General features: G+C 63.7%; 17 protein-coding genes. 6 read left to right on the forward strand and 11 right to left on the reverse strand.

What is annotated here, in order from left to right:
* The first annotated feature begins 5 nt into the window (after positions 1–5).
* On the forward strand, positions 6–869 hold the full coding sequence (hexR, locus tag DMX11_RS17980; RefSeq protein WP_177410761.1) for a DNA-binding transcriptional regulator HexR: 864 nt from the start codon (positions 6–8) through the stop codon (positions 867–869).
* Here hexR and DMX11_RS17985 read toward each other — a convergent pair.
* From DMX11_RS17985 to edd, 11 genes are all read right to left on the reverse strand, one after another.
* The gene (locus DMX11_RS17985; protein ID WP_110745729.1) at positions 862–1,716 is read right to left on the reverse strand and encodes a D-hexose-6-phosphate mutarotase; all 855 of its coding nucleotides are present in this window, start codon (positions 1,714–1,716) and stop codon (positions 862–864) included. The genes hexR and DMX11_RS17985 overlap by 8 nt on opposite strands.
* A 117-nt stretch (positions 1,717–1,833) precedes the next feature.
* Positions 1,834–3,177 carry a carbohydrate porin gene (locus tag DMX11_RS17990; protein ID WP_110745730.1) on the reverse strand — a complete coding sequence of 448 codons (1,344 nt, stop codon included), beginning with the start codon at positions 3,175–3,177 and terminating at the stop codon, positions 1,834–1,836.
* A 41-nt stretch (positions 3,178–3,218) separates the two neighbouring features.
* Positions 3,219–4,373: an ABC transporter ATP-binding protein gene (locus tag DMX11_RS17995; RefSeq protein ID WP_110745731.1), complete on the reverse strand. Its 1,155-nt coding sequence runs from the start codon at positions 4,371–4,373 to the stop codon at positions 3,219–3,221.
* A gap of 3 nt (positions 4,374–4,376) precedes the next feature.
* A complete protein-coding gene (locus DMX11_RS18000; protein ID WP_110745732.1) occupies positions 4,377–5,222 on the reverse strand; it encodes a carbohydrate ABC transporter permease in 846 nt (281 codons plus the stop codon).
* On the reverse strand, positions 5,215–6,123 hold the full coding sequence (locus tag DMX11_RS18005; protein WP_110745733.1) for a carbohydrate ABC transporter permease: 909 nt from the start codon (positions 6,121–6,123) through the stop codon (positions 5,215–5,217). The genes DMX11_RS18000 and DMX11_RS18005 overlap by 8 nt, the downstream gene beginning before the upstream one ends.
* 133 nt (positions 6,124–6,256) lie before the next feature.
* Entirely contained in the window at positions 6,257–7,543 is a 1,287-nt protein-coding gene (locus DMX11_RS18010) for an ABC transporter substrate-binding protein (RefSeq protein WP_110745734.1), read from the reverse strand.
* 107 nt (positions 7,544–7,650) lie between these two features.
* Positions 7,651–8,904, reverse strand: a complete 1,254-nt coding sequence (locus tag DMX11_RS18015) for an AGE family epimerase/isomerase (RefSeq protein WP_110745735.1) — start codon at positions 8,902–8,904, stop codon at positions 7,651–7,653.
* 127 nt (positions 8,905–9,031) lie between these two features.
* Positions 9,032–10,486 carry an ATP-binding protein gene (locus tag DMX11_RS18020; protein WP_110745736.1) on the reverse strand — a complete coding sequence of 485 codons (1,455 nt, stop codon included), beginning with the start codon at positions 10,484–10,486 and terminating at the stop codon, positions 9,032–9,034.
* Positions 10,467–11,192, reverse strand: coding sequence for a two-component system response regulator GltR (gene gltR / locus DMX11_RS18025; RefSeq protein ID WP_110745737.1), 726 nt, complete (start codon positions 11,190–11,192; stop codon positions 10,467–10,469). Before gltR ends, DMX11_RS18020 begins: the two co-directional genes overlap by 20 nt.
* An 82-nt stretch (positions 11,193–11,274) precedes the next feature.
* Positions 11,275–12,237, reverse strand: coding sequence for a glucokinase (locus DMX11_RS18030; protein ID WP_110745738.1), 963 nt, complete (start codon positions 12,235–12,237; stop codon positions 11,275–11,277).
* Positions 12,234–14,060, reverse strand: coding sequence for a phosphogluconate dehydratase (gene edd, locus DMX11_RS18035; protein WP_110745739.1), 1,827 nt, complete (start codon positions 14,058–14,060; stop codon positions 12,234–12,236). The genes DMX11_RS18030 and edd overlap by 4 nt, the downstream gene beginning before the upstream one ends.
* A 264-nt stretch (positions 14,061–14,324) precedes the next feature.
* Between edd and gap the strand changes: the two genes are divergently transcribed.
* From gap to DMX11_RS18060, 5 genes are all read left to right on the forward strand, one after another.
* Positions 14,325–15,326 carry a type I glyceraldehyde-3-phosphate dehydrogenase gene (gap, locus tag DMX11_RS18040; RefSeq protein WP_110745740.1) on the forward strand — a complete coding sequence of 334 codons (1,002 nt, stop codon included), beginning with the start codon at positions 14,325–14,327 and terminating at the stop codon, positions 15,324–15,326.
* A 192-nt stretch (positions 15,327–15,518) separates the two neighbouring features.
* A complete protein-coding gene (locus DMX11_RS18045) occupies positions 15,519–16,031 on the forward strand; it encodes an RNA polymerase sigma factor (protein ID WP_110745741.1) in 513 nt (170 codons plus the stop codon).
* Between the two features lie 90 nt (positions 16,032–16,121).
* Positions 16,122–17,084 (forward strand): FecR domain-containing protein, encoded by a 963-nt coding sequence (locus DMX11_RS18050; RefSeq protein WP_110745742.1) that lies wholly within the window; start codon positions 16,122–16,124, stop codon positions 17,082–17,084.
* Positions 17,085–17,210: 126 nt separating this feature from the next.
* Positions 17,211–19,799, forward strand: coding sequence for a TonB-dependent receptor (locus DMX11_RS18055; protein WP_110745743.1), 2,589 nt, complete (start codon positions 17,211–17,213; stop codon positions 19,797–19,799).
* Between the two features lie 144 nt (positions 19,800–19,943).
* Complete coding sequence (locus DMX11_RS18060; RefSeq protein WP_110745744.1) at positions 19,944–20,537, forward strand: biliverdin-producing heme oxygenase; 594 nt, start codon at positions 19,944–19,946, stop codon at positions 20,535–20,537.
* Positions 20,538–20,573 lie beyond the last annotated feature (36 nt).

The following is a 20,573-nucleotide window of genomic DNA, read 5'->3' on the forward strand; positions in this document are numbered from 1 at the left end:
ACCGCGTGCGAAACCTCCTGGAACAGATCCAGGGACGCCTCGACGAGCTGAACAAGGCCGAACGCAAAGTCGCCGAAGTCATCCTGCTCAACCCGCAACAAGCCACCCGTTTCAGCATCGCCGCCCTGGCCCAGGCGGCCAAGGTCAGCGAGCCGACCGTCAACCGTTTCTGCCGCTCGTTCGGCGTCAGCGGCTACCCGGAACTCAAGCTGCAACTGGCGCAGAGCCTGGCCAGTGGCGCCGCCTATGTCAGCCGTGCGGTCGAGGCCGACGACGACCCGGCGGCCTACACCCAGAAGATCTTCGCCAGCGCCATCGCCTCGCTCGACGGGGCCTGCCAGCAACTCGACCCGGCGCAGGTCAGCCGTGCGGTGGACATGATGATCCAGGCCCGGCAGATCCACTTCTTCGGCCTCGGCGCCTCAGCCCCGGTGGCCCTCGACGCGCAGCACAAGTTCTTCCGCTTCAACCTGGCGGTATCGGCGCATGCCGACGTGCTGATGCAACGCATGCTGGCCTCGGTGGCCCACACCGGTGACCTGTTCGTGATCATTTCCTACACCGGGCGCACCCGCGAACTGGTCGAAGTGGCGCGCCTGGCCCGCGAAAACGGTGCCTCGGTGCTGGGCCTGACCGCCGCTGGATCGCCGCTGGCCAACGCCTGCAGCCTGAGCCTGCACATTCCCCTGCCGGAAGACACCGACATCTACATGCCAATGACCTCCCGGATCATCCAGTTGACCGTGCTTGATGTACTGGCCACCGGCATGACGTTGCGCCGCGGCGTGGACTTCCAGCCGCATCTGCGCAAGATCAAGGAAAGCCTCAACGCCAGCCGCTACCCGATCGAGGACGACGAACTCAACTGAGCCGGTGCGCCTGCAAGCGCAGGTGGGCACGCTGCCCCGGTGCCAGGCTCAGCCCCTCGCCACTGCCGCTGGCAGCCTCGACGCAGACAAAGCGCTGCGATTCACGCCCGGTCACGCCCATCAACGGGCGGTTGCCGGGGTGCCAGACCACCGTGTCGTCGCTGTCACCGGTATCGATGCACAGCTCGCGCTGCCAGGCCGGGTCCTGCAGCTGCACCCGGGGCGTACCCGGGTAGACCTTCTGGCAGCCACCCTTGAGCTTCAGCGCACCGTCTTCACGGCAGGCCTGGCGGCTGATGCGGTCGTAACCTTCGATATCCTCAAGCCCGGATAGCGCTATCTCGGACACGTCACTGATACGCCAGTAGGCCAGCAGCGCATGGCTCAGCTGGCAGGGTTCGCTGTCCTGGTGCTCGGTGCTCAGGCTCAGCTCCATGCGACTGCCCAGCCGGGCATGCAGGTCGACTTGCCAGTCGCACAGGTCCAGCCGCCACTTCAGGGTCACTCCCTCTTCGTCCTCGCGGCTGTCCACCAGCTTCCAGTCCAGTAGCCGCGCCCAGCCATGAGCCGGCCAAAGGTCTTCGCTAGGATGGCGGCCATACCACGGCCAGCACACCGGCACACCCCCACGGATCGCGCCCACTTGTGGCCACTGCTCGGCACACCACAGCCAGGGCCGCTCCCCGGCCGGTTGAAAGTGCAGCAACTGCGCGCCCTGGCGGCTGAATACCGCCTGGCAACGAGGGTGGTCGATGATCAGCACATCGCGCTGCTGGTAACGCTCCCACTCGAATGTCGGCCGGGGCCGCTGCGAGGAAAAGAAGCGATGGAGCGGATGTTCGGGCATGGTTCAGAGCTCTTGTTGTTTGAGATAGCGCTGTCTCGGCCTATCCCCGACAACCACTGCAGGCCAGTGGGTGCCGGGAACCGAAAATGGATTGGCGTAAATTTACAACAAATGCCCTCAGAATGACGACTGAATCTTCAACCCCGCGACCAGCGCGTTGTCCACCTGGTCCACCCCGCCGGGGCTCTTGATGTACTGCAGGTTGGGCCGCACGGTCAGCCAGTTGGTGACATGAAAGCCGTAGTAGAGCTCGGCGTTGTACTCGGTGCGCTGCAGTGGTACGAAGCCTGGGTTGTCGTAGTCATCGATGCCGCTCTGGGCATTGAGCAGCTCGGCACGTTTCTTCACGTCGTCATTCACATGAATACGCGCCACGCCGAAGCCGATGTCGTCCTTGGGCCGGGCGTCGAAGGCCCCTTTGTAGACCAACCCCACCTGCTGGTAGTTATCGACCACGTTGGTGGCCTTGTCGTGCACGGTGAAGTTGGCGAACAGGCTGAGGCCACGGTTGACGTCACCTGCATGCGCCGTGACTTGCTGCTGCGCCACCACCCACCAGCCGTGCTTGCTGGAGTGCGACTTGAAGGCTTCGCCGGTCAGCGCCTGCGGGTTGCCGTTGACGTCGTCAAACACATCATCGGCCTTGGCCGTGCTGTAGTAGTAGCCCAAGCGGTACTCGCCCGGCAGGCCGTTGACCTTGGGTGACCACACCGCCTCTACCGGCAGGATGGCGCCCTTGGTGCCACTGCCGCTGAGCTTGAAGCCGTTGCCGGTTTCCAGGTTGGACGGGTTCTGCTCGAAGGCGCCAACCTGGACGAAGAATTCCGGGGTAATGTTGTACTTCACCCGCAGCGCCCACTGGCTGACGGGCCAGTTGTACCAGATACCGCCCACCCAGTTGCCCACCTGCGAGCCGCAGAAGGCCAGGTTCTGGAAGTCGCAGGGGAAGCTGTTGAAGTCTTCGCCTTCGCCAAAACGGCCGAATTTCACGTCCAGCGCGCCGTCGAAGTACTTTTGCTTGATCCACATCTGGGTCAAGCGCCAGGTCTGGCCGCGACCCCACACCTCCTGGACCGAGCTGAACTGCCCGGCACGTGGGTCGCTGATACGGTCGTTGGACAGGTTGCGCCCACTGCGCTCGGTGATTGCCAGCTTGAACTCGGCATCGTGCCAGCCAAGGATCTTCTGCAGGTCCAGGTGGGCGCCAAGCGCGAACTGGTCACTGTAGCGGGCCGTCTTGTCGTCGTTGTAGCCGCCGTGCAGGTTCCCGGCCACCTCACCGACGTAATCAAGGGTGAAGTCGTAGCCCTTGTCCAGCAGCTCAGTGCGGGTGCCGCCCCAATCGCCCGTCATCCATTTCGACTCGCTGGAGAATGCCTCGGCAGCCTGCGCGCCGCTGCTGCCAACGATGGCAAGCAAGGCCAGCGAACCCAATGTCCTGATGCGTTTGCGTTGTTCCATCCCTTTGCGTCCTCTTTTTCTTATTTGATGGTGTAGACGAGTTAGCGGCCCTTGAAATGAGCCACGTTGTCCTTTGCGGTTGCGGCAGTGCTGGCCAGGTGCAGCCGCTCGCCGCTGTTTGCGTCGAACAGCAGCACCCGGGCCGGGTCAAGTTGCAGATTGAGGCTGTCACCGACCTGGCAGGCAACATCCGGCGCCAGGCGGCAGCAAACCTTGGTCTGGTTGAGGGTGACGAACACCAGCAGGTCCGGCCCGGTGGGTTCGGTGACCTGGACTTCGGCGCGAATGCCCGGCAAACCGTTGCCCTCGGGGGCGCCCAGGGCAATCTGCTCAGGGCGGATGCCAAGCGTGATCTCGCGCCCATCCAGCTCATCGCTGGCCAGCCCCAAGGGCAGCTCGCAGCGCGCTTGCCCGCTGTCGAGCAGTGCCAGCAAGCGGCCATCCTGCTGCTTGAGGCGTACCGGAATGAAGTTCATCGGCGGCGAACCGATGAAGCTGGCGACAAACTGGTTGGCCGGGTCGTTGTAGATCTGCTGCGGGGTACCAAACTGCTGGATGATGCCGTCTTTCATGACCGCCACCTTGTCACCCAGGGTCATCGCCTCGATCTGGTCGTGGGTGACGTACACAGTGGTGGTCTTCAGGCGCTGGTGCATCAGTTTCATTTCGGTGCGCATCTCGACCCGCAGCTTGGCGTCGAGGTTGGACAACGGCTCGTCGAACAGGTAGATCTTCGGCCGCCGCGCCAGTGCCCGGCCCATGGCCACGCGCTGTTGCTGGCCACCGGACAGCTGCGCCGGCTTGCGCGCCAGCAAGTGCTCGATCTGCAGCAGCTTGGCCACCCGCGCCACCTCTTCGTCGATGGCGGCCTGGGGCAGCTTGCGGATCTTCAGGCCAAACTCGATGTTCTCGCGCACGCTCATGGTCGGGTACAGCGCGTAGGACTGGAACACCATGGCGATGTCACGGTCCTTGGGGCTCATGCCGCTGACATCCTGTTCGTCGATCAGGATGGCCCCGCCAGTAATCTGTTCCAGGCCGGCAATGCAGTTCATCAAGGTCGATTTACCGCACCCCGATGGGCCGACCAGGATGAGGAACTCCCCGTCCCTGATCGACAGCTGGATGTCCTTGAGGGTGTCTGGCAGGCCGCTGCCGTAGGTCTTGTTCACATTGCGCAGTTCGAGCGTTGCCATGACTTACCCCTTGACCGCGCCGGCCGTCAGCCCGCGCACAAAATATTTACCTGCCACCACGTAGACCAGCAGGGTTGGCAGGCCGGCGATCATCGCCGCCGCCATGTCGACGTTGTATTCCTTGGCCCCGGTGCTGGTGTTGACCAGGTTGTTCAGGGCCACGGTGATCGGTTGTGAGTCGCCGCTGGAGAACACCACGCCGAACAGGAAGTCGTTCCAGATCTGGGTGAACTGCCAGATCAGGCAGACCATGATGATGGGTGTGGACATCGGCAGGATGATGCAGCGGAAGATGGTGAAGAACCCGGCACCATCCAGGCGTGCAGCCTTGACCAGCGCATCCGGGATGCTCACGTAGAAGTTGCGGAAAAACAGCGTGGTGAAGGCCAGCCCGTAGACAACGTGCACCAGCACCAGGCCGCTGGTGGTACTGGCCAGGCCGAGTTTGCCCAGGGTGAACGAGGCCGGCAGCAGTACGGTCTGGAACGGCAGGAAGCAGCCGAACAGCAGCAAGCCGAAGAACAGCTGTGAGCCACGGAAGCGCCACATCGAAAGCACATAGCCGTTCAGCGCGCCGATGGCGGTGGAGATCAGCACCGCTGGCACGGTGATCATGATCGAGTTCCAGAAGTAGCCGCTGACCGTACTCCAGGCCTTGACCCAGCCAATGCCGGTGATCACTGCGGGCCAGCTCAGCAGGTTGCCGCTGCTGATGTCTTCCGGGGTCTTGAAGCTGGTCAGCAGCATCACCACCAACGGCACCAGGTACACCAGTACGGCGATCAGCAATATGGCATGGATGACGATACGGCTGGGGCTGAGAGCCGGTTTGTCGACAGGGCTATGCATGGCGTTTGCTCCGCAGCTCCGAGTACAGGTAAGGCACGAGGATCGCCAGGATCGCCCCGAGCATGAGGATGGCACTGGCCGAACCCATGCCCATCTGGCCGCGGCTGAAGGTGAACGAGTACATGAACATGGCCGGCAGGTCAGACGAGTAGCCCGGGCCGCCAGCGGTCATCGCCGCGACCAGGTCGAAGCTCTTGATGGCGATGTGCGAAAGGATCATCAGCGCGCTGAAGAACACTGGGCGCAGGCTGGGCAGCACGACAGTCCAGTAGATGCGCGGCAAGCTGGCACCGTCGATCTGTGCGGCGCGGATGATCGACTGGTCAACGCCGCGCAGGCCGGCGAGGAACATCGCCATGATAAAGCCCGAGGCCTGCCACACGGCGGCGATCACCAGGCAGTACACGACCCGGTCAGGGTCGATCAGCCAATCCAGACGAAAACCCTCCCAGCCCCAGTCGCGCAGCAGCTTGTCCAGGCCCATGCCGGGGTTGAGCAGCCACTTCCAGGCCGTGCCGGTGACGATCATCGACAGTGCCATGGGGTACAGGTAGATAGTGCGGATGAAGCCCTCGCGACGGATGCGCTGGTCGAGCAACACTGCCAGCAGCACGCCAATGGCCAGGCTGATGGCGATGAACAGGCCGCCGAACACCAGCAGGTTCTTGCTGGCGACCCACCAGCGATCGTTATCGAACAACCGGGCGTACTGCGCCAGGCCGGCCCATTTGTAGGTGGGCAGGAAGGTCGACGTGGTGAAGGACAGCACGAAGGTCCAGAGGATGTAGCCGTAGAAGCCCACCAGCACGATGAACATGCTCGGGGCCAGCACCAGTTTGGGTAGCCAGCGCTGTAGCGCGTCCAGGGGTGAGGCCCGCAGTTGGGCTGTGGTCGTAGTCATGTATCGGATCCCGAGGTAGTGGCGGTGCCACGCACCGCTTCGCGGGCAAGCCCGCTCTCACAGGTCTGGCGTCATGACCAGGAACTGTGGTGAGCAGGGCCCATGTGGGAGCGGGCGTGCCCGCGAACAGCCGTTACTGGGCAGCCTTGATCGCCGCCGCCAGCTTTTTCGCAGCATCGGCCGGGTCGGCCTTGGGGTCGTTGATGTAGTTGGTTACCACATCGAAGAACGCACCTTGCACAGCCAGGGTGGTGGCCATGTTGTGCGCCATGCTCGGCTGCAGGCCGCCGGTCTTGGCATCGGCAAGGAAGTCCTTGGCGGAGGTTTGCGCGCAGGCATCGAAGCCGTGCTTGCCCATGTCGGCGAGCATGTCGTTACGCACCGGGATCGACCCTTTGTTGATGCTGAAAACCTTCTGGAAGTCCTCACCCAGCACTTTGCGCGCGATGTCCTGCTGCCCGGCAGAGGTGCCGGCGTCGTTCTGCTTGAACACCACCAGCGAGTCGATGTTGTACAGGAAGGCCTTGTCGGTACCGGGGAACGGTACGCACTGGTAGTCCTTGCCGGCGGTTTTCTTCGCCAGGGTCCATTCGCTCTTGGCCCAGTCGCCCATGATCTGCATGCCGGCCTTGCCGTTGATGACCTTGGCCGCTTCCAGATTCCAGTCCTGGCCCTTGCCGTCCGGGTCCATGTAGGTTGCGACCTTCTTCAACTCGGTCAGCGCCTTGACCATCTGCGGGCCGGTCAGCGTTGCGCTGTCGAGGTCGACCATGGCCTTTTTGTAGCCGTCGGCGCCCATCACCGCCAGCACCACGCTTTCAAACACGGTGCTGTCCTGCCACGGCTGGCCACCATGAGCCAGCGGGATGAAGCCAGCCGCCTTGAGCTTGTCTGCGGCGGCGTAGAATTCGTCGAGGGTGGTGGGCGCCTTGTCGATGCCGGCTTTCTTGAACACTTCGGGGTTGATCCACAGCCAGTTGATGCGGTGGATGTTCACCGGTACGGCAACATAGTCACCGTCGTACTTCACGGTGCCGGCCACTTTCTTGTCGAGCAGCGAGTCCCACTTTTCGTCCTTGGCCACATCCTTGAGCACATCGGCGTCGAGCAAGCCGGTGGCTGCCCAGTCCTGGATGTCGGGGCCTTTGATCTGCGCGACACCGGGCGGGTTGCCTGCGACAGCGCGGCTCTTCAGCACGGTCATGGCCGTGGCACCACCACCACCGGCAACAGCGCCGTCCTTCCAGGTGAAGCCGTCTTTCTCGACCTGCGCCTTGAGCACATCGACCGCCGCCTTTTCACCACCAGAGGTCCACCAGTGCACGACCTCGACACTGCCTTTGGACTCGGCGGCCGAAGCCCCCAAAGGCAGTAAAGAGGCCAGAGAGATTGCGGCAGCGAGACGGAGCGTGGAATTCATCGGAGCACCTTTCTTGTTGTTATGCCGTGCAAGTCGAACGCTTGCGTAGCATGGAGTCTAAACAGCGTGCCCGCCCCGTCAGGTAACGAAGCGATGCGTGAATGTCATCATCTGGTTACATAGCGGGAGCTGGCCAGATTGCTGGCCAGGCTGGGTGCCAGCGGCAAGCCTGGCAGCAGCAGTGCCTGGTAGGCGTGGTAGAGGTCGGGCTTGCCCGGCCAGATGGTCCCCGCTGGCCGGTTGCGGGCATCGAGTTCGTGGTGCCAGCTGCCCGCGACAGGGTCGATGAAATGGTTGGCGATAAAGCCCCAGCAGTTGCGGTACCACTGCTCGTACCGTGCTTCGCCGGTGCGCTGCATCAAGGCTGCTGCTGCGGCGCAAGCTTCGGCGTGCACCCAGTGCAGGCGTGCATGCACCACCGGGCGATTGGCCCAGTCCAGGGTATAGACGAAACCTGCAGCGCCATCGACGTTCCAGGCATGCTGGCAGGCGGCATCGAACAATCTGCAGGCACTGTCTGGAAGCCACTGCGGGGCGAGCAGCCCGGCCCGTTGCAGGCTGGCCTCCAGATGCAACAGTAGCCGCGCCCATTCCATGGCATGCCCGGGCGTAGTGCCATAGGGCCGGAAGTGGTCGGCGGGGTGCTCGCGGTTGTAATCCGGCAGGGGCTGCCAATGGGCGTCGAAATGTTCGATGACCCGATAACCGTTGGCGGCGGCATGGGTATGGATAATGCGCTCAGCAATACGCAAGGCGCGTTGCAGCCAAAGGCTGTTGCCGGTGACATCCGCCAGGGCCAGGAATGCCTCGGTCGCGTGCATGTTGCTGTTGGCGCCACGGTACGGTTCAGGCAGCTGCCATGCGCGCGAGAAGGTCTCTCGAAGGGCACCCTTGGCTTCGCTCCAGAAGTGCGTTTCGATCACTTCGGCTGCATCGGCCAGCAACAGGTCGGCATCGGCTACACCGGCCACCACTGCAGAGCTGGCGGCAAGGGCGACGAAGGCATGCAGGTAGGCGGCCTTGCCACTGTCTTCCTGGCCGCCGGGGCGGGCGAACCAGCCACCGTAGCTGGCGTCCTGCATGGCCCCACGCAGGGCGGCCACACCGTGTTCGGCGTAGGCCAGGCTGCCGGGAATGCCCTGCAGATGGGCCAGGGCGAAGCAGTGGGTCATTCGCGCGGTGTTCATGGTTTCGGCGCAGGCGCCGGGAGCGAGCTGGCCTTTGGCATCCAGGTTGCCAAAGCCGTCAGGCAGTTTCGCAGCTTTGGCGAATGCCAGCAGGCGCTGTGCTTCGGCCAGGCGCCAGGCGGTATGGGCCGGTGCGTTGAGCCAGCTGATGGGCGGCAGGTTGAGGGTGTTCATGGGCCAGCTTGATCCTTGCCAGGCTTTTGCGAATTCTAGCCAGCGGGCGTGCGCGGGGTGTCACGAAGGAAAACGGAATTGTCACCGGGCGGTGACATTGGTGTGCCCAGTGCTACCAACGCAAGACTCAGTCCACGCCACGCGGCAAATACAGAGTCACCCGCAACCCGCCCTCACGCAGGTTCAGCAAGCTCACCTCGCCCCCATGGCTGTGGGCGATGTTCCGTGCAATCCCCAACCCCAGCCCATAGCCCTGCTGCTGCCCGGCCAGACGGAAATGCGGCTCGAACACCTGCTCCAACTGTTGCTGCGGCACCCCCGGCCCCTGATCGTCCACTTGCAACACAAAGCCCTCTGTACCGTCGATGATGCGCAGCCGCGCCCGCTCGCCGTATTTGATGGCGTTATCGATCAGGTTGCCGATGCAACGACGCAGCGCCAGCGGCTTGCCGGGATATGGCGCCTGCGCACGGCCGTCGAGGGTGATGCGACCATCTCTGAGGTAAGGCTCGGCCAGAATTTCCAGCACCTGGTTGAGATCGACCGACTCGATGTTCTCGTGAATGTCAGTGTCTTTCACACACTGCAGCGCGCCTTTGACCAGCAGCTCCAGCTCGTCGAGGTCCTGGCTGAACTTGGCCTGCAATCGCTCGTCTTCCAGCAGCTCGACGCGCAGGCGCAGGCGGGTGATCGGCGTGCGCAGGTCATGGGAGATGGCGCTGAACAGCTGGCTGCGTTCGGTCAGGTAACGGCTGATACGCTCGCGCATGCTGTTGAATGCCCGGCTCACCTCGACCACTTCACTGCCGCCAGCTTCAGCCACCGGCGCCACATCGGCACCCAGCGACATCTCTCGGGCGGCCCGCGCCAGGCGCTTCAGGGGCCAGCTTTGCCAATGCACCAGCAAGCCGATGAACAGCAACAGCATGGCCGTGGTCAGCACGATGAAGCCGATCTGCTGGCGGGGCAGGCGTTCCGCTTCCAGCCCCGTGTACGGTTCGGGCAACAGCGAGGCGATGTACAACCACTCGCCCTCGCCCAAGCGGATCTGCGTGACCAGTACCGGGGGTTTCAACGGTTCCAGGGTCAGCGAGTAATGCGCCCATGAGCGCGGCAGTTCGTCGAGCTTGAGGCCGCTGTTGAAGATGCGCAGGTCGTCAGGCCCGACAAACTCCACGGAAATTTCCATCTGCGAACCCAGACGCTCATGCAGCACCTGCTGGAACACATCGATCACCGCCTGCTTGCGAGGGGTGACGGGCAGGGCCTGCATGTCCAGCGGCGTGGCGTTGAGCGACACGAAGAAACGCGTGCCGCCCATGCTGCGCAATTGGTCGAGCACCAGCGGCCGGTAAGCCACCGGCAACGAGCGGAAGTAACTGACGCTGGCACTCATGGAGTGGGCCAGGCTGCTGGCGCTGGCACGCAGCCCCTGAAGCTGGCTGGCTCGCAGCTGGGAAACCCAGATAATGCTGGACAACCCCTGGGCCAGCAGGACAACCAGCAAGGTCAGCAGCAGCATGCGCCCCAGCAAGGAGCGCGGCAGCAGGCGCCAGCGCCGCTCAGGGCGCACAGCAGACATGCGCCGCCAGCAGGTAGCCACTGCCGCGCACGGTGCGGATCAGCCGGGGAGGCTTGTCGGTATCGCGCAGGCGCTGGCGCAGACGGCTCACAGCCATGTCGACGATGCGGTCCAGGGGCATCGGCTCGCGACCACGGGTGGCGTTGCCGATGGTGTCGCGGTCGAGGATTTGCTGCGGGTGATCGAGGAACAGTTTGAGCAGGGCAAAGTCGGCACCGGAGAGGATCACCTCCTCGCCATCACGGTGGAACAGGCGGTGGCTGACCGTGTCCAGGCGCCAGTCGTCGAAGGCCAGGACGGCGCTGCCCGGCGCCGCCTGGCCAAACTCCGCGCGGCGCAACAAAGCCTTGATTCGCGCCTGCAGTTCGCGCGGGCTGAACGGTTTGCCCAGGTAGTCGTCGGCGCCCAGTTCCAGGCCAATGACCCGGTCGGCTTCGTCGGAACTGGCGGTGAGCATGATGATCGGCACGCGGGCCTGGCGTGGGTGTTGGCGCACCCAGCGGCACAGGCTGAAGCCGTCTTCGTCCGGCAGCATGACATCGAGGATGACCAAGTCGCAGGGGGTGCTTTGCAGGGCGCGGCGAAAGCCTGCTCCGTCGGCTTCGGCATGCACCTGGAAGCCGGCGCGACTCAGGTAGGTTTGCAGCAGTTCGCGTATTTCCTGGTCGTCGTCGACCATCAGGATCGATTTGCCGGCAGTGCTCAAGGTGGTCCTTCCTCTTGTTGAATGCAGGTCTTTGTTGCCTGCTATCGGGGCCGCGATGGAGCGCACAGCGCCCCCATTTCACTTACTCGTGATCCAGCGCCTGTTGCAGGGCCACCCCAGCCCCTAGCAACCCGGAAAACTCCGCCGTGACCAGCCACACCGGCACCCCGGCAAAATAACCACTCATGCAGCCCTTGTCGGCAAAGCTGGCGGCAAACCCGCTGCGCAGGAACAGCTCGGCAAACCGCGGGATTACCCCGCCGACAATATAGACCCCGCCTCGCGCGCCCAGGGTCAGCACATTGTTACCGGCCACTCTCCCAAGGAACCGGCAGAACTGCTCGATCACCGCCAGCGCCCGTGGCTCGCCGCCCAGCGCGGCATCGGTAATCTGCGCCGGAGACGTGTGCCGGGGTGTGTCGCCGTCCAGCGCGCAGAGTGCCTGGTACAACCGCACCAGGCCGCCGCCACTGAGCACGGTCTCGGCACTGACATGGCCTATTTGCCCGTGGATCTGCTGGTAGATCGCCGCTTCGCGGGCATTGCCCACCGGCAAGTCGACATGCCCGCCCTCCCCGGGCAAGGCCTGCCAGCGCTTGTCGCCCAGGCGCAGCAGCGAGCCCACACCCAGGCCGGTGCCCGGCCCGATCACCAGCGCCGGCCGCAACGGGTCAGCTTGCCCGGGGCACACCTCGCGGAATTCACCGTCACGCAGGCGGGTCATGCCCAGCGCCATGGCAGTGAAATCGTTGATCAGCAACAGCCGCTCGACCTGCAAGGTCTTGCAGAATGCGCTGCGGCTCAGGCGCCAGTGGTTGTTGGTGAAGCGGAATTCATCGCCATCGACCGGCCCGGCCACTGCCAGGCACACCGCCGCCAGGCCACCACGGGCGATGCCCTGGCCTTGCAGGTACGCCTCGATGGCCTGCTCCGGGCTGGTGTAGTCCGCGGTAGCGAAGACTTTTACCTCATGCAGCTGGTTGTCACGCCATAACGCAAAACGGGCATTGGTGCCGCCGATGTCGCCAACCAGCAGGTCCTTCATTTAAGGTTCTCCAAGGCCGAAGTAAAGGCACTGGCGCCCTGCTCTGCCGAGCTGAACGCCATGCGCATGAAGCCGAACAGCTCACGCCCGCAGCCCAGGTCATTGCCCAGGGGCGCGGGCGGCAGGTCGCGGCTGGCCAGTTCTTCGGCCGACACCATCACCCGCAGCGTGCCTTCGACACCATCGACCCGCACGATATCACCATCGCGTACCCGTGCCAGCGGGCCGCCGTCATACGCCTCCGGGCAAACGTGGATGGCGGCAGGGATCTTGCCCGAGGCGCCGGACATGCGCCCGTCGGTTACCAGCGCTACCTTGAAGCCACGGTCCTGCAGTACCCCCAGGAACGGCGTGAGCTTGTGCAGCTCAGGCATGCCGTTGCAGCGCGGCCCCTGGAAGCGCACCACAGCAACGAAGTCACATTCCAGCTCGCCGGCCTTGAACGCATCGGCCAGCGACTGCTGGTCGTGGAAAACCCGCGCCGGGGCCTCGACCACCTGGTGCTCGGCGGCGACAGCCGACACCTTCATCACGCCACGGCCGAGGTTACCCTCCATCACCCGCAGGCCGCCTTCGGCCGAGAATGGCCGCGCCACCGGGCGCAGGATGCTTTCGTCCAGGCTGTGCTGCGGGCCTTCGCGCCACACCAGCTTGCCGTTGTCCAGGAAGGGCTCCTGGGTGTAGCGACGCAGGCCGTGGCCGGCCACGGTGTTGACGTCTTCGTGCAGCAGCCCGGCATCGAGCAGTTCACGGATCAGGAAGGCCATGCCGCCAGCGGCCTGGAAGTGGTTGATGTCGGCCTTGCCATTGGGGTAGACGTGCGACAGGGTCGGCACCACTTCGGACAGGTCGGCCATGTCCTGCCAGGTCAGCTGGATACCCGCCGCCTGGGCAATCGCCGGGATGTGCAGGGTATGGTTGGTCGAACCGCCGGTGGCGTGCAGGGCAACGATGGAGTTGACCAGCGCTTTCTCGTCGACGATTTCGCCCAGCGGCATGAAGTTGCCGCTGGCTTTGGTCATGCGCGTGACCTGTTGCGCGGCCTCGGCGGTGAGCGCGTCGCGCAGCGGGGTGTATGGGTTGACGAACGAAGCGCCCGGCAAGTGCAGGCCCATGACTTCCATCACCAGCTGGTTGGTGTTGGCGGTGCCGTAGAAGGTGCAGGTGCCGGGGCTGTGGTAGGACTTCATCTCCGACTCCAGCAGCTCTTCGCGGCTGGCCTTGCCTTCGGCATAGCGCTGGCGCACGTCGGCCTTCTGCTTGTTGGAGATGCCCGAAACCATCGGCCCGCCCGGGACGAAGATGGTCGGCAGGTGGCCGAAGCGCAGCGCGCCCATCATCAGGCCCGGGACGATCTTGTCGCAGATGCCCAGCATCAGCGCGGCGTCGAACATGTTGTGCGACAGCGCGACCGCGGTGGACATGGCGATCACTTCACGGCTGGCAATGGCCAGCTCCATGCCCGGCTCGCCCTGGGTCACGCCGTCGCACATGGCCGGCACGCCACCGGCGAACTGGCCGACCGAGCCGACCTCGCGCAGGGCCTGCTTGATCTGCTCGGGGAAGTGCAGGTACGGCTGGTGGGCCGACAGCATGTCGTTGTAGGCCGAGACGATGGCCACGTTGGCAGCGTTCATCAGGCGCAAGGTCTGCTTGTCGTCGCTGCCGCAACCGGCCACGCCATGGGCGAAGTTGGCGCACTGCAGGCTGGCACGCATGGGGCCGTCACTGGCCGCGCCGCGAATCAGCTGCAGGTAGCGTTCGCGGGTGGCACGGCTGCGTTCGACCAGCCGTTGGGTGACCTCAAGGATGCGCGGATGCATGTACTGGACTCCAAGCTAATTGTAAGGGCGGTTTACCGGGCATTTCCCCTCCAAACGATTGCGGCCTAGGCTCAAGGTAAGGAGCCCGCTGCATCGGCGGAGGCACATCGCCCAACCACTCGTTGTATGTTTAAACAAAATACTGCCACTAAAAAGGCTTGTTTTCTATCCGCCAGTGAATAATCTTGTAATTCCAACAACAAAACCGTTTCAGTGAAGCTCCTTTGTGCCACAGGTTTCACTCGGACTGCCAGAGGTACTGCCATGACCCTACGCATCGCCATAAATGGATTCGGTCGCATCGGGCGCAACGTCCTGCGCGCACTGTATACCCAAGGCTACCGCCAAGACCTGCAGGTCGTCGCCATCAACGACCTGGGCGACAGCGCCATGAATGCCCACCTGCTCAAGTACGACAGCGTGCACGGCACCTTCGACGCCACGGTCGAGGCCGACCACGAAAGCCTGACGGTCAACGGTGACCGTATCGCGGTCAGCGCCATTCGCAACCCGGCCGAACTGCCGTGGAAGGCCGAATCGATCGACGTGGTGTTCGAATGCACCGGGCTGTTCACCGAGCGCGCCAAGGCCGCTGCCCACCTGGCTGCCGGCGCGGGCAAGGTGATTGTCTCGGCGCCGGGCAAAGGTGTTGATGCCACCGTGGTGTACGGGGTCAACCATGACATTCTGCGTGCCTCACACCAGGTCATTTCCAACGCTTCCTGCACGACCAACTGCCTTGCACCGATCGCCCAGGTGCTGCACCGCGAGTTCGGTATCGAGCAGGGGTTGATGACCACCATCCATGCCTACACCAACGACCAGGTGCTGACCGACGTGTACCACAGTGACCCGTACCGGGCTCGCTCGGCGACCCAGTCGATGATCCCGAGCAAGACCGGCGCTGCCGAGGCAGTAGGCCTGGTGCTGCCGGAGTTGGCCGGCAAGCTGACGGGCATGGCGGTGCGGGTGCCGGTGATCAACGTGTCGCTGGTGGACCTCACCGTCAACCTCAAGCGCGAGGCCACGGCCGAGCAGGTGAACCAGTTGTTCCTCGAAGCGAGCAAGCATTCCAGGGTATTGGGCTACAACGCTCTGCCATTGGTTTCCTGCGATTTCAACCACAACCCGCTGTCGTCGATCTTCGATGCCAACCATACCCGGGCCAATGGGCGCATGCTCAAGGTGCTGGCTTGGTATGACAACGAGTGGGGGTTCAGCAACCGGATGCTGGATAACTGCCTGGCGTTGTGCAGGGCAGGTTGAGCATGACAAGGCGTTTTCGGCACCTGTGAAATCGAGCGCCGCCCGGGCGGCGCTCGGTTTCAAAAGACACAGAAAATCCTCCGCCAAGCGCCTGCAGGCTCACAATCTTTACCTTTTCCTAACATTTCCACACTTGACCTTCGACATAGATGATAAGCATTATCATTAAACTTTCGTCGGCCAGGTCCCCCCGTGAGTCAGTCCCGGTTCCACTCCGTCTTCCTTGTCCAGCGCCTCACCCTGTTGCGCACATTGCAGCGCATGGTCGGCAACCCCAGCACGGCCGAGGACCTGTTGCAGGAAACCTATCTGCGCGTGTCTCGCGCCCTGGGCGAGCGGCCTATCGAGCATATCGAGCCATTCGTGTTCCAGACCGCACGCAACCTGGCGCTCGACCACTTGCGCGCGCGCCGGGTGCAGGCGCGGATGCTGGTCGACGACGTGCCCGATGAGGTCCTGCACAGCGTCGCAGCCCCCACCAGCAGCAGCGACGATGCTGCCCATGCCGAACAGTTGCTCAAGCACCTCAGCGTCAGCCTCAACCAGTTGAGCGAGCGCCAGCAGCGCATCTTCATCCTCAGCCGCCTGCATGGTGCCACCTACCTGGAAATCGCCGAACAACTGAACGTTTCGCCAAGCACGGTGCAAAAGGAGTTGAAACTGATCATGGCCATCTGCATGGGGGTCGCCGACCGCCTCAAGTGAGCCGACCGCCGGCCGGGGCGGTAACGCAAAGCCCTTGCCACACCCCGCCTTAGCCTTGATCATTCGCAAAAAACCACTCAAGGATTCACCGTGACCGACAGCCCTGCTCCTCGCCCGTCACCTGCCGGGCCCAGTGCCCGTGCGCGTGCCATGGACGAGGCGCTGGACTGGCTGGTACGCCTGCAATGCGCCGAGGCCGAGGACACCCTGGCGTTCGAGGCATGGTTGAGCGCAGCACCGGAAAATGCCGAGGCCTATGTAGAGGCAGAAGCGCTGTGGAACGGTAGTTCGCTGCACCAGGTGGCCACACAGATGCACCGCCAGCAGCGCCGCTCGTGGCGCGGGCGCCTGCGCAGCCACTGGAAACCTTTGGCCACGGCGGCCGTGCTGCTGGTCGGGCTGTTTACCGTCGGCAACCTGCCTACACGCCTGCAGGCCGACCACCTGACCATGGTCGGCGAACGCCAGCGCGTGCAGTTGGAAAACGGCGCAAAAGTGCTGCTCAACACCAATTCGGCGTTTGCCAGTGACCGCCGCGACGGCCGTCAGGTAGCCCGCCTGCTACAAGGCGAGGCGTACTTCCAGGTGCCCGAAGGCGCACTGTTGCCGTTGGAAGTCGAGGCCGGACCATTGCGCGCGCAAGTACGCGACACCGACTTTGCCGTGCGCTACCTCGACGGCGAGGCACAGCTGCGGGTGCAGCGCGGCGATGTCGACCTGCAGGGCGCGCGCGACCAGCGCATTCGCCTGAGTGCCGGCGACAGTATCAGCGTAGGCCCGCAGGGTTTTGGCCAGCGCCAGCGCCGCGACATGCACAAGGACCTGGCGTGGGTCGACGGCCGCCTGGTTTTCGAAAACTGCCCGTTGAGCCAGGTGCTGGCCGAGGTGCGGCGCTACTATCCAGGCTGGATCATCAACCGCAATGCGCAGCTGGAGGACGTTGCCGTCACCGGCAACTACCGCCTCGACCAGCCACTGGAAACCCTGCGCGCGCTGGCCCACATCACCTCGGCACAGCTGCATGAGTACCCGGCACTGGTCATTCTGAACTGACCCGGAAATTATTTTTACGCGGTCGTGCTACCCCGCCCGTCTCGTTATAGCCAATGCAACTGATTCTTGTTTGAAAACGAGAACAGACATCACCTATAACAGTCCGCGCGTCTGGGAGCGCTTCCGATGTCCACAGGTCCAACCCGCTCGTCCACCCTTCCCCGCCGTACAGGGCAACTGTCCCTCCTGACCTTGGCCCTGCTTGCCAGCGGCGCGTGCAGCCTGCCAGCCCTGGCAGCAGAGCCGGCCCAAGCCAGCAGCCCGCGCATGGGCGATTACCGCTTCAGCATCGGCCAGCAGCCGCTGGTTTCAGCGATCAACGCCTTCAGCCAGGTCACTGGCTGGCAAGTTGGCTTCAGTGCCGAGCTGGCCGACGGCGTGGCCTCGCCTGGGGTGCAAGGTTCGTTGCCACCAGATGCTGCGCTCAAGCGCCTGCTGCACGGTACCGGCTTGAGCTTTCGCAGAATCAGCAACGGGAATGTGGTGCTCGAGCGCCAGACCGGCAGCAACGTGATCGCCCTGCAACAGGTAACCGTCAGCGCCACCCGCAGCGCCCAGGACGTGAGCCAGGTGCCGAGCACCGTCAGCGTGCAGACCCGTGAGCAACTGGACCGGCAGAACGTCAACAACATCCAGGACCTGGTGCGCTACGAGCCGGGGGTATCGGTGGCCGGCACCGGCCAGCGCAGCGGCCTGAACGGTTACAACATCCGCGGTATCGACGGCGAGCGGATCCTCACTCAGGTCGATGGGGTATCCATTCCTGACAGCTTCTTCTACGGCCCTTACGCGCAAACCCAGCGCAACTATGTGGACCCGGAGATCATCAAGCGTGTGGAGATCCTCCGCGGGCCGGCCTCGGTGCTGTACGGCAGCAACGCCATCGGCGGCGCGGTGAGCTATTTCACACTCGACCCGGACGACATCATCAAGCCGGGCAAGGACGTTGGCGCACGCCTCAAGACCGGTTACAGCTCGGCTGACGAAAGCTGGCTGACCTCGGCCACCGTCGCCGGCCGCCAAGGTGATTTCGACGGCCTGGTGCACCTGAGCCAGCGCAACGGCCACGAAACCGAGACCCATGGCAGCCAGGGTGGTAGCGGCCTGTCTCGTACCGAAGCCAACCCGATGGACGCGCGTACCACCAACGTGCTGGCCAAGCTGGGCTGGAACTACGCAGACGATGCGCGCTTGGGGTTCACCTACGAGCGCTACAAGGATGACCGCGACCAGAACATCCTCAGTGCAGTAGGCGGGCCGTACATTTCCGGCTTTGGAGGCATGGGCTACTACAAGGCGCGCAGTGGCAACGACACCATTACGCGTGAGCGCTTTGGTCTCAACCATGAATTCGGCCTGGATTCGCTGGTAGCCGACCACGTGAAGTGGAGCCTGAACTACCAGATCGCCAAGACCGACCAGCACACCGAGGAAGTCTATGCGCCCCCTGGCCGGCAGGTGCTGCGCACCCGCGACACCACCTACAAGGACCGCCAATGGGTATTCGATGCCCAGTTGGACAAGGCTTTCAGCATCGGCGCCACCGACCACCTGCTGACCTACGGCACCACCATCAAGCATGAGAAGATCACCGGTTCGCGCAGCGGCACCGGCACCTGCCTGGCCGTGGGCTCGGGTTGCTCCGCTGTCGGCGCAGAACGCGCAGCAGACGGCCAGGCCTTGGTCAGCGATTTCCCGGACCCGACCGTGAACACCTACAGCTTGTTCATGCAGGATGAAATCCGCTGGAACAACTGGACCTTCATGCCCGGCGCCCGCTACGACTACACGCGCATGGAGCCGAAATTCACCGAAGAATTCCTGCGTGGCCTGGAATCCAGCGGCACCGCGCCCACCTCCCAGGACGACTCGGACAAGAAGTGGCACCGTGTCTCGCCCAAGTTCGGCCTGACCTATGCCTTCAACGACAACTACACCTGGTATGGCCAGTACGCCGAAGGCTTCCGCACCCCGACTGCAAAGTCCATGTACGGGAAATTCGTCAACCTCGAGGAAGGCTACCGCGTAGAAGGCAACCCAGGCCTGGAACCGGAAAAGAGCAAAACCTACGAAACCGGCCTGCGCGGCAACTTCGACGCCGGCAACTTCGACGTGACAGTGTTCTACAACAAGTACCGCGACTTCATCGACGAAGACGCCGTGCAAAGCGCCAACCTGGAACAGACCTTCCAGGCCAACAACATCAAGCACGCCACCATCAAGGGTGCCGAGGTCAAAGGCCGCCTGAACCTCGACCACTTCGGTGCACCTCAAGGCCTGTACACCCAAGGCTCGATTGCATACACCTATGGCCGCAACGATGACACCGGCGAGCCACTGAACACGATAAACCCGCTGAAAGGCGTATTCGGCCTGGGTTACGAACAGCAGAACTACGGCGGCCTGCTGAGCTGGACGCTGGTCAAGCGCAAGACCCGCGTTGACGACAGCACCTTCTACTCGCCAGACGGATCGACCAACAAGTTCCGCACCCCAGGCTATGGGGTCCTGGACCTGACCGGTTACTACAAGGTGACCGACGACGTGACGATCAACGCTGGCCTGTACAACCTCACCGACAAGAAATACTGGCAGTGGGACTCGGTACGCAGCTACGACGGCCAGGGTGAAGCCGCTGTGACCCAGCCGGCCAACATCGACCGCCTCAGCATGCCGGGGCGCAACTTCGGTATCAATGTGGTTTGGGATATCTGAGGCCTTACGTCTCTACCGGCCTTTTCGCGGGCGCGCCCGCGAAAAGGCCGGTAGAGACAACACCACGACCCACCTTTTTTTACTGTTCCGCCCCCGCTGTTTCGTCTTGTCTCTAGACGCCCCTCTTTCCAAGGACTGCCCCCCATGACCGAACGCCCAGCCCTGCGCTCCCAGCGCCTGAACCAGATCACCCACGCCCCTCACGCCGAGCTGGATGCCCTGGTCAAGTCACACGCACCGTTCGATAGCCGCGAAAGCTTCGCCCGCTTCGTCGTCGCCCAATACCTGTTCCAGTCCGAGCTGCAGGCGCTTTACAACGACCCGCAACTGATCGCCATCGTCCCCGACCTGGCCGAGCGCTGCAGGGCCGAACAGGCCCGCCTGGACCTCGCCGACCTGAACCCCGAAGTCCCGGCCGCCGTGCCCGGCGCAGTGGGCAATCCGAGCCTGGGCGAGGCAATGGGCTGGATCTTCGTCTCCGAAGGCTCCAAACTGGGCGCTGCGTTTCTGATCAAGCGTGCTGTAGCGTTGGAACTGTCCGACAGCTTCGGTGCCCGTCACCTGGGCGAGCCGGCCGGTGGCCGTGCCGAAGGCTGGAAGCAGTTCACCCGTATCCTGGATGGCCTGGAGTTGTCGGCCGAAGAAGAAGCGGCCGCCGAGCGCGGCGCAGTGGCCGCCTTCGAACGCTTCACCGACCTGCTCAAGCACGCCTATGCTGCGGATGCCGCGCTGGTTTGATACGCCATAGCCGGCCACCCCTCCGGTGGCCGCACC

The sequence above is a fragment of the Pseudomonas sp. LB-090624 genome, from assembly GCF_003205205.1.
GTDB lineage: Bacteria > Pseudomonadota > Gammaproteobacteria > Pseudomonadales > Pseudomonadaceae > Aquipseudomonas.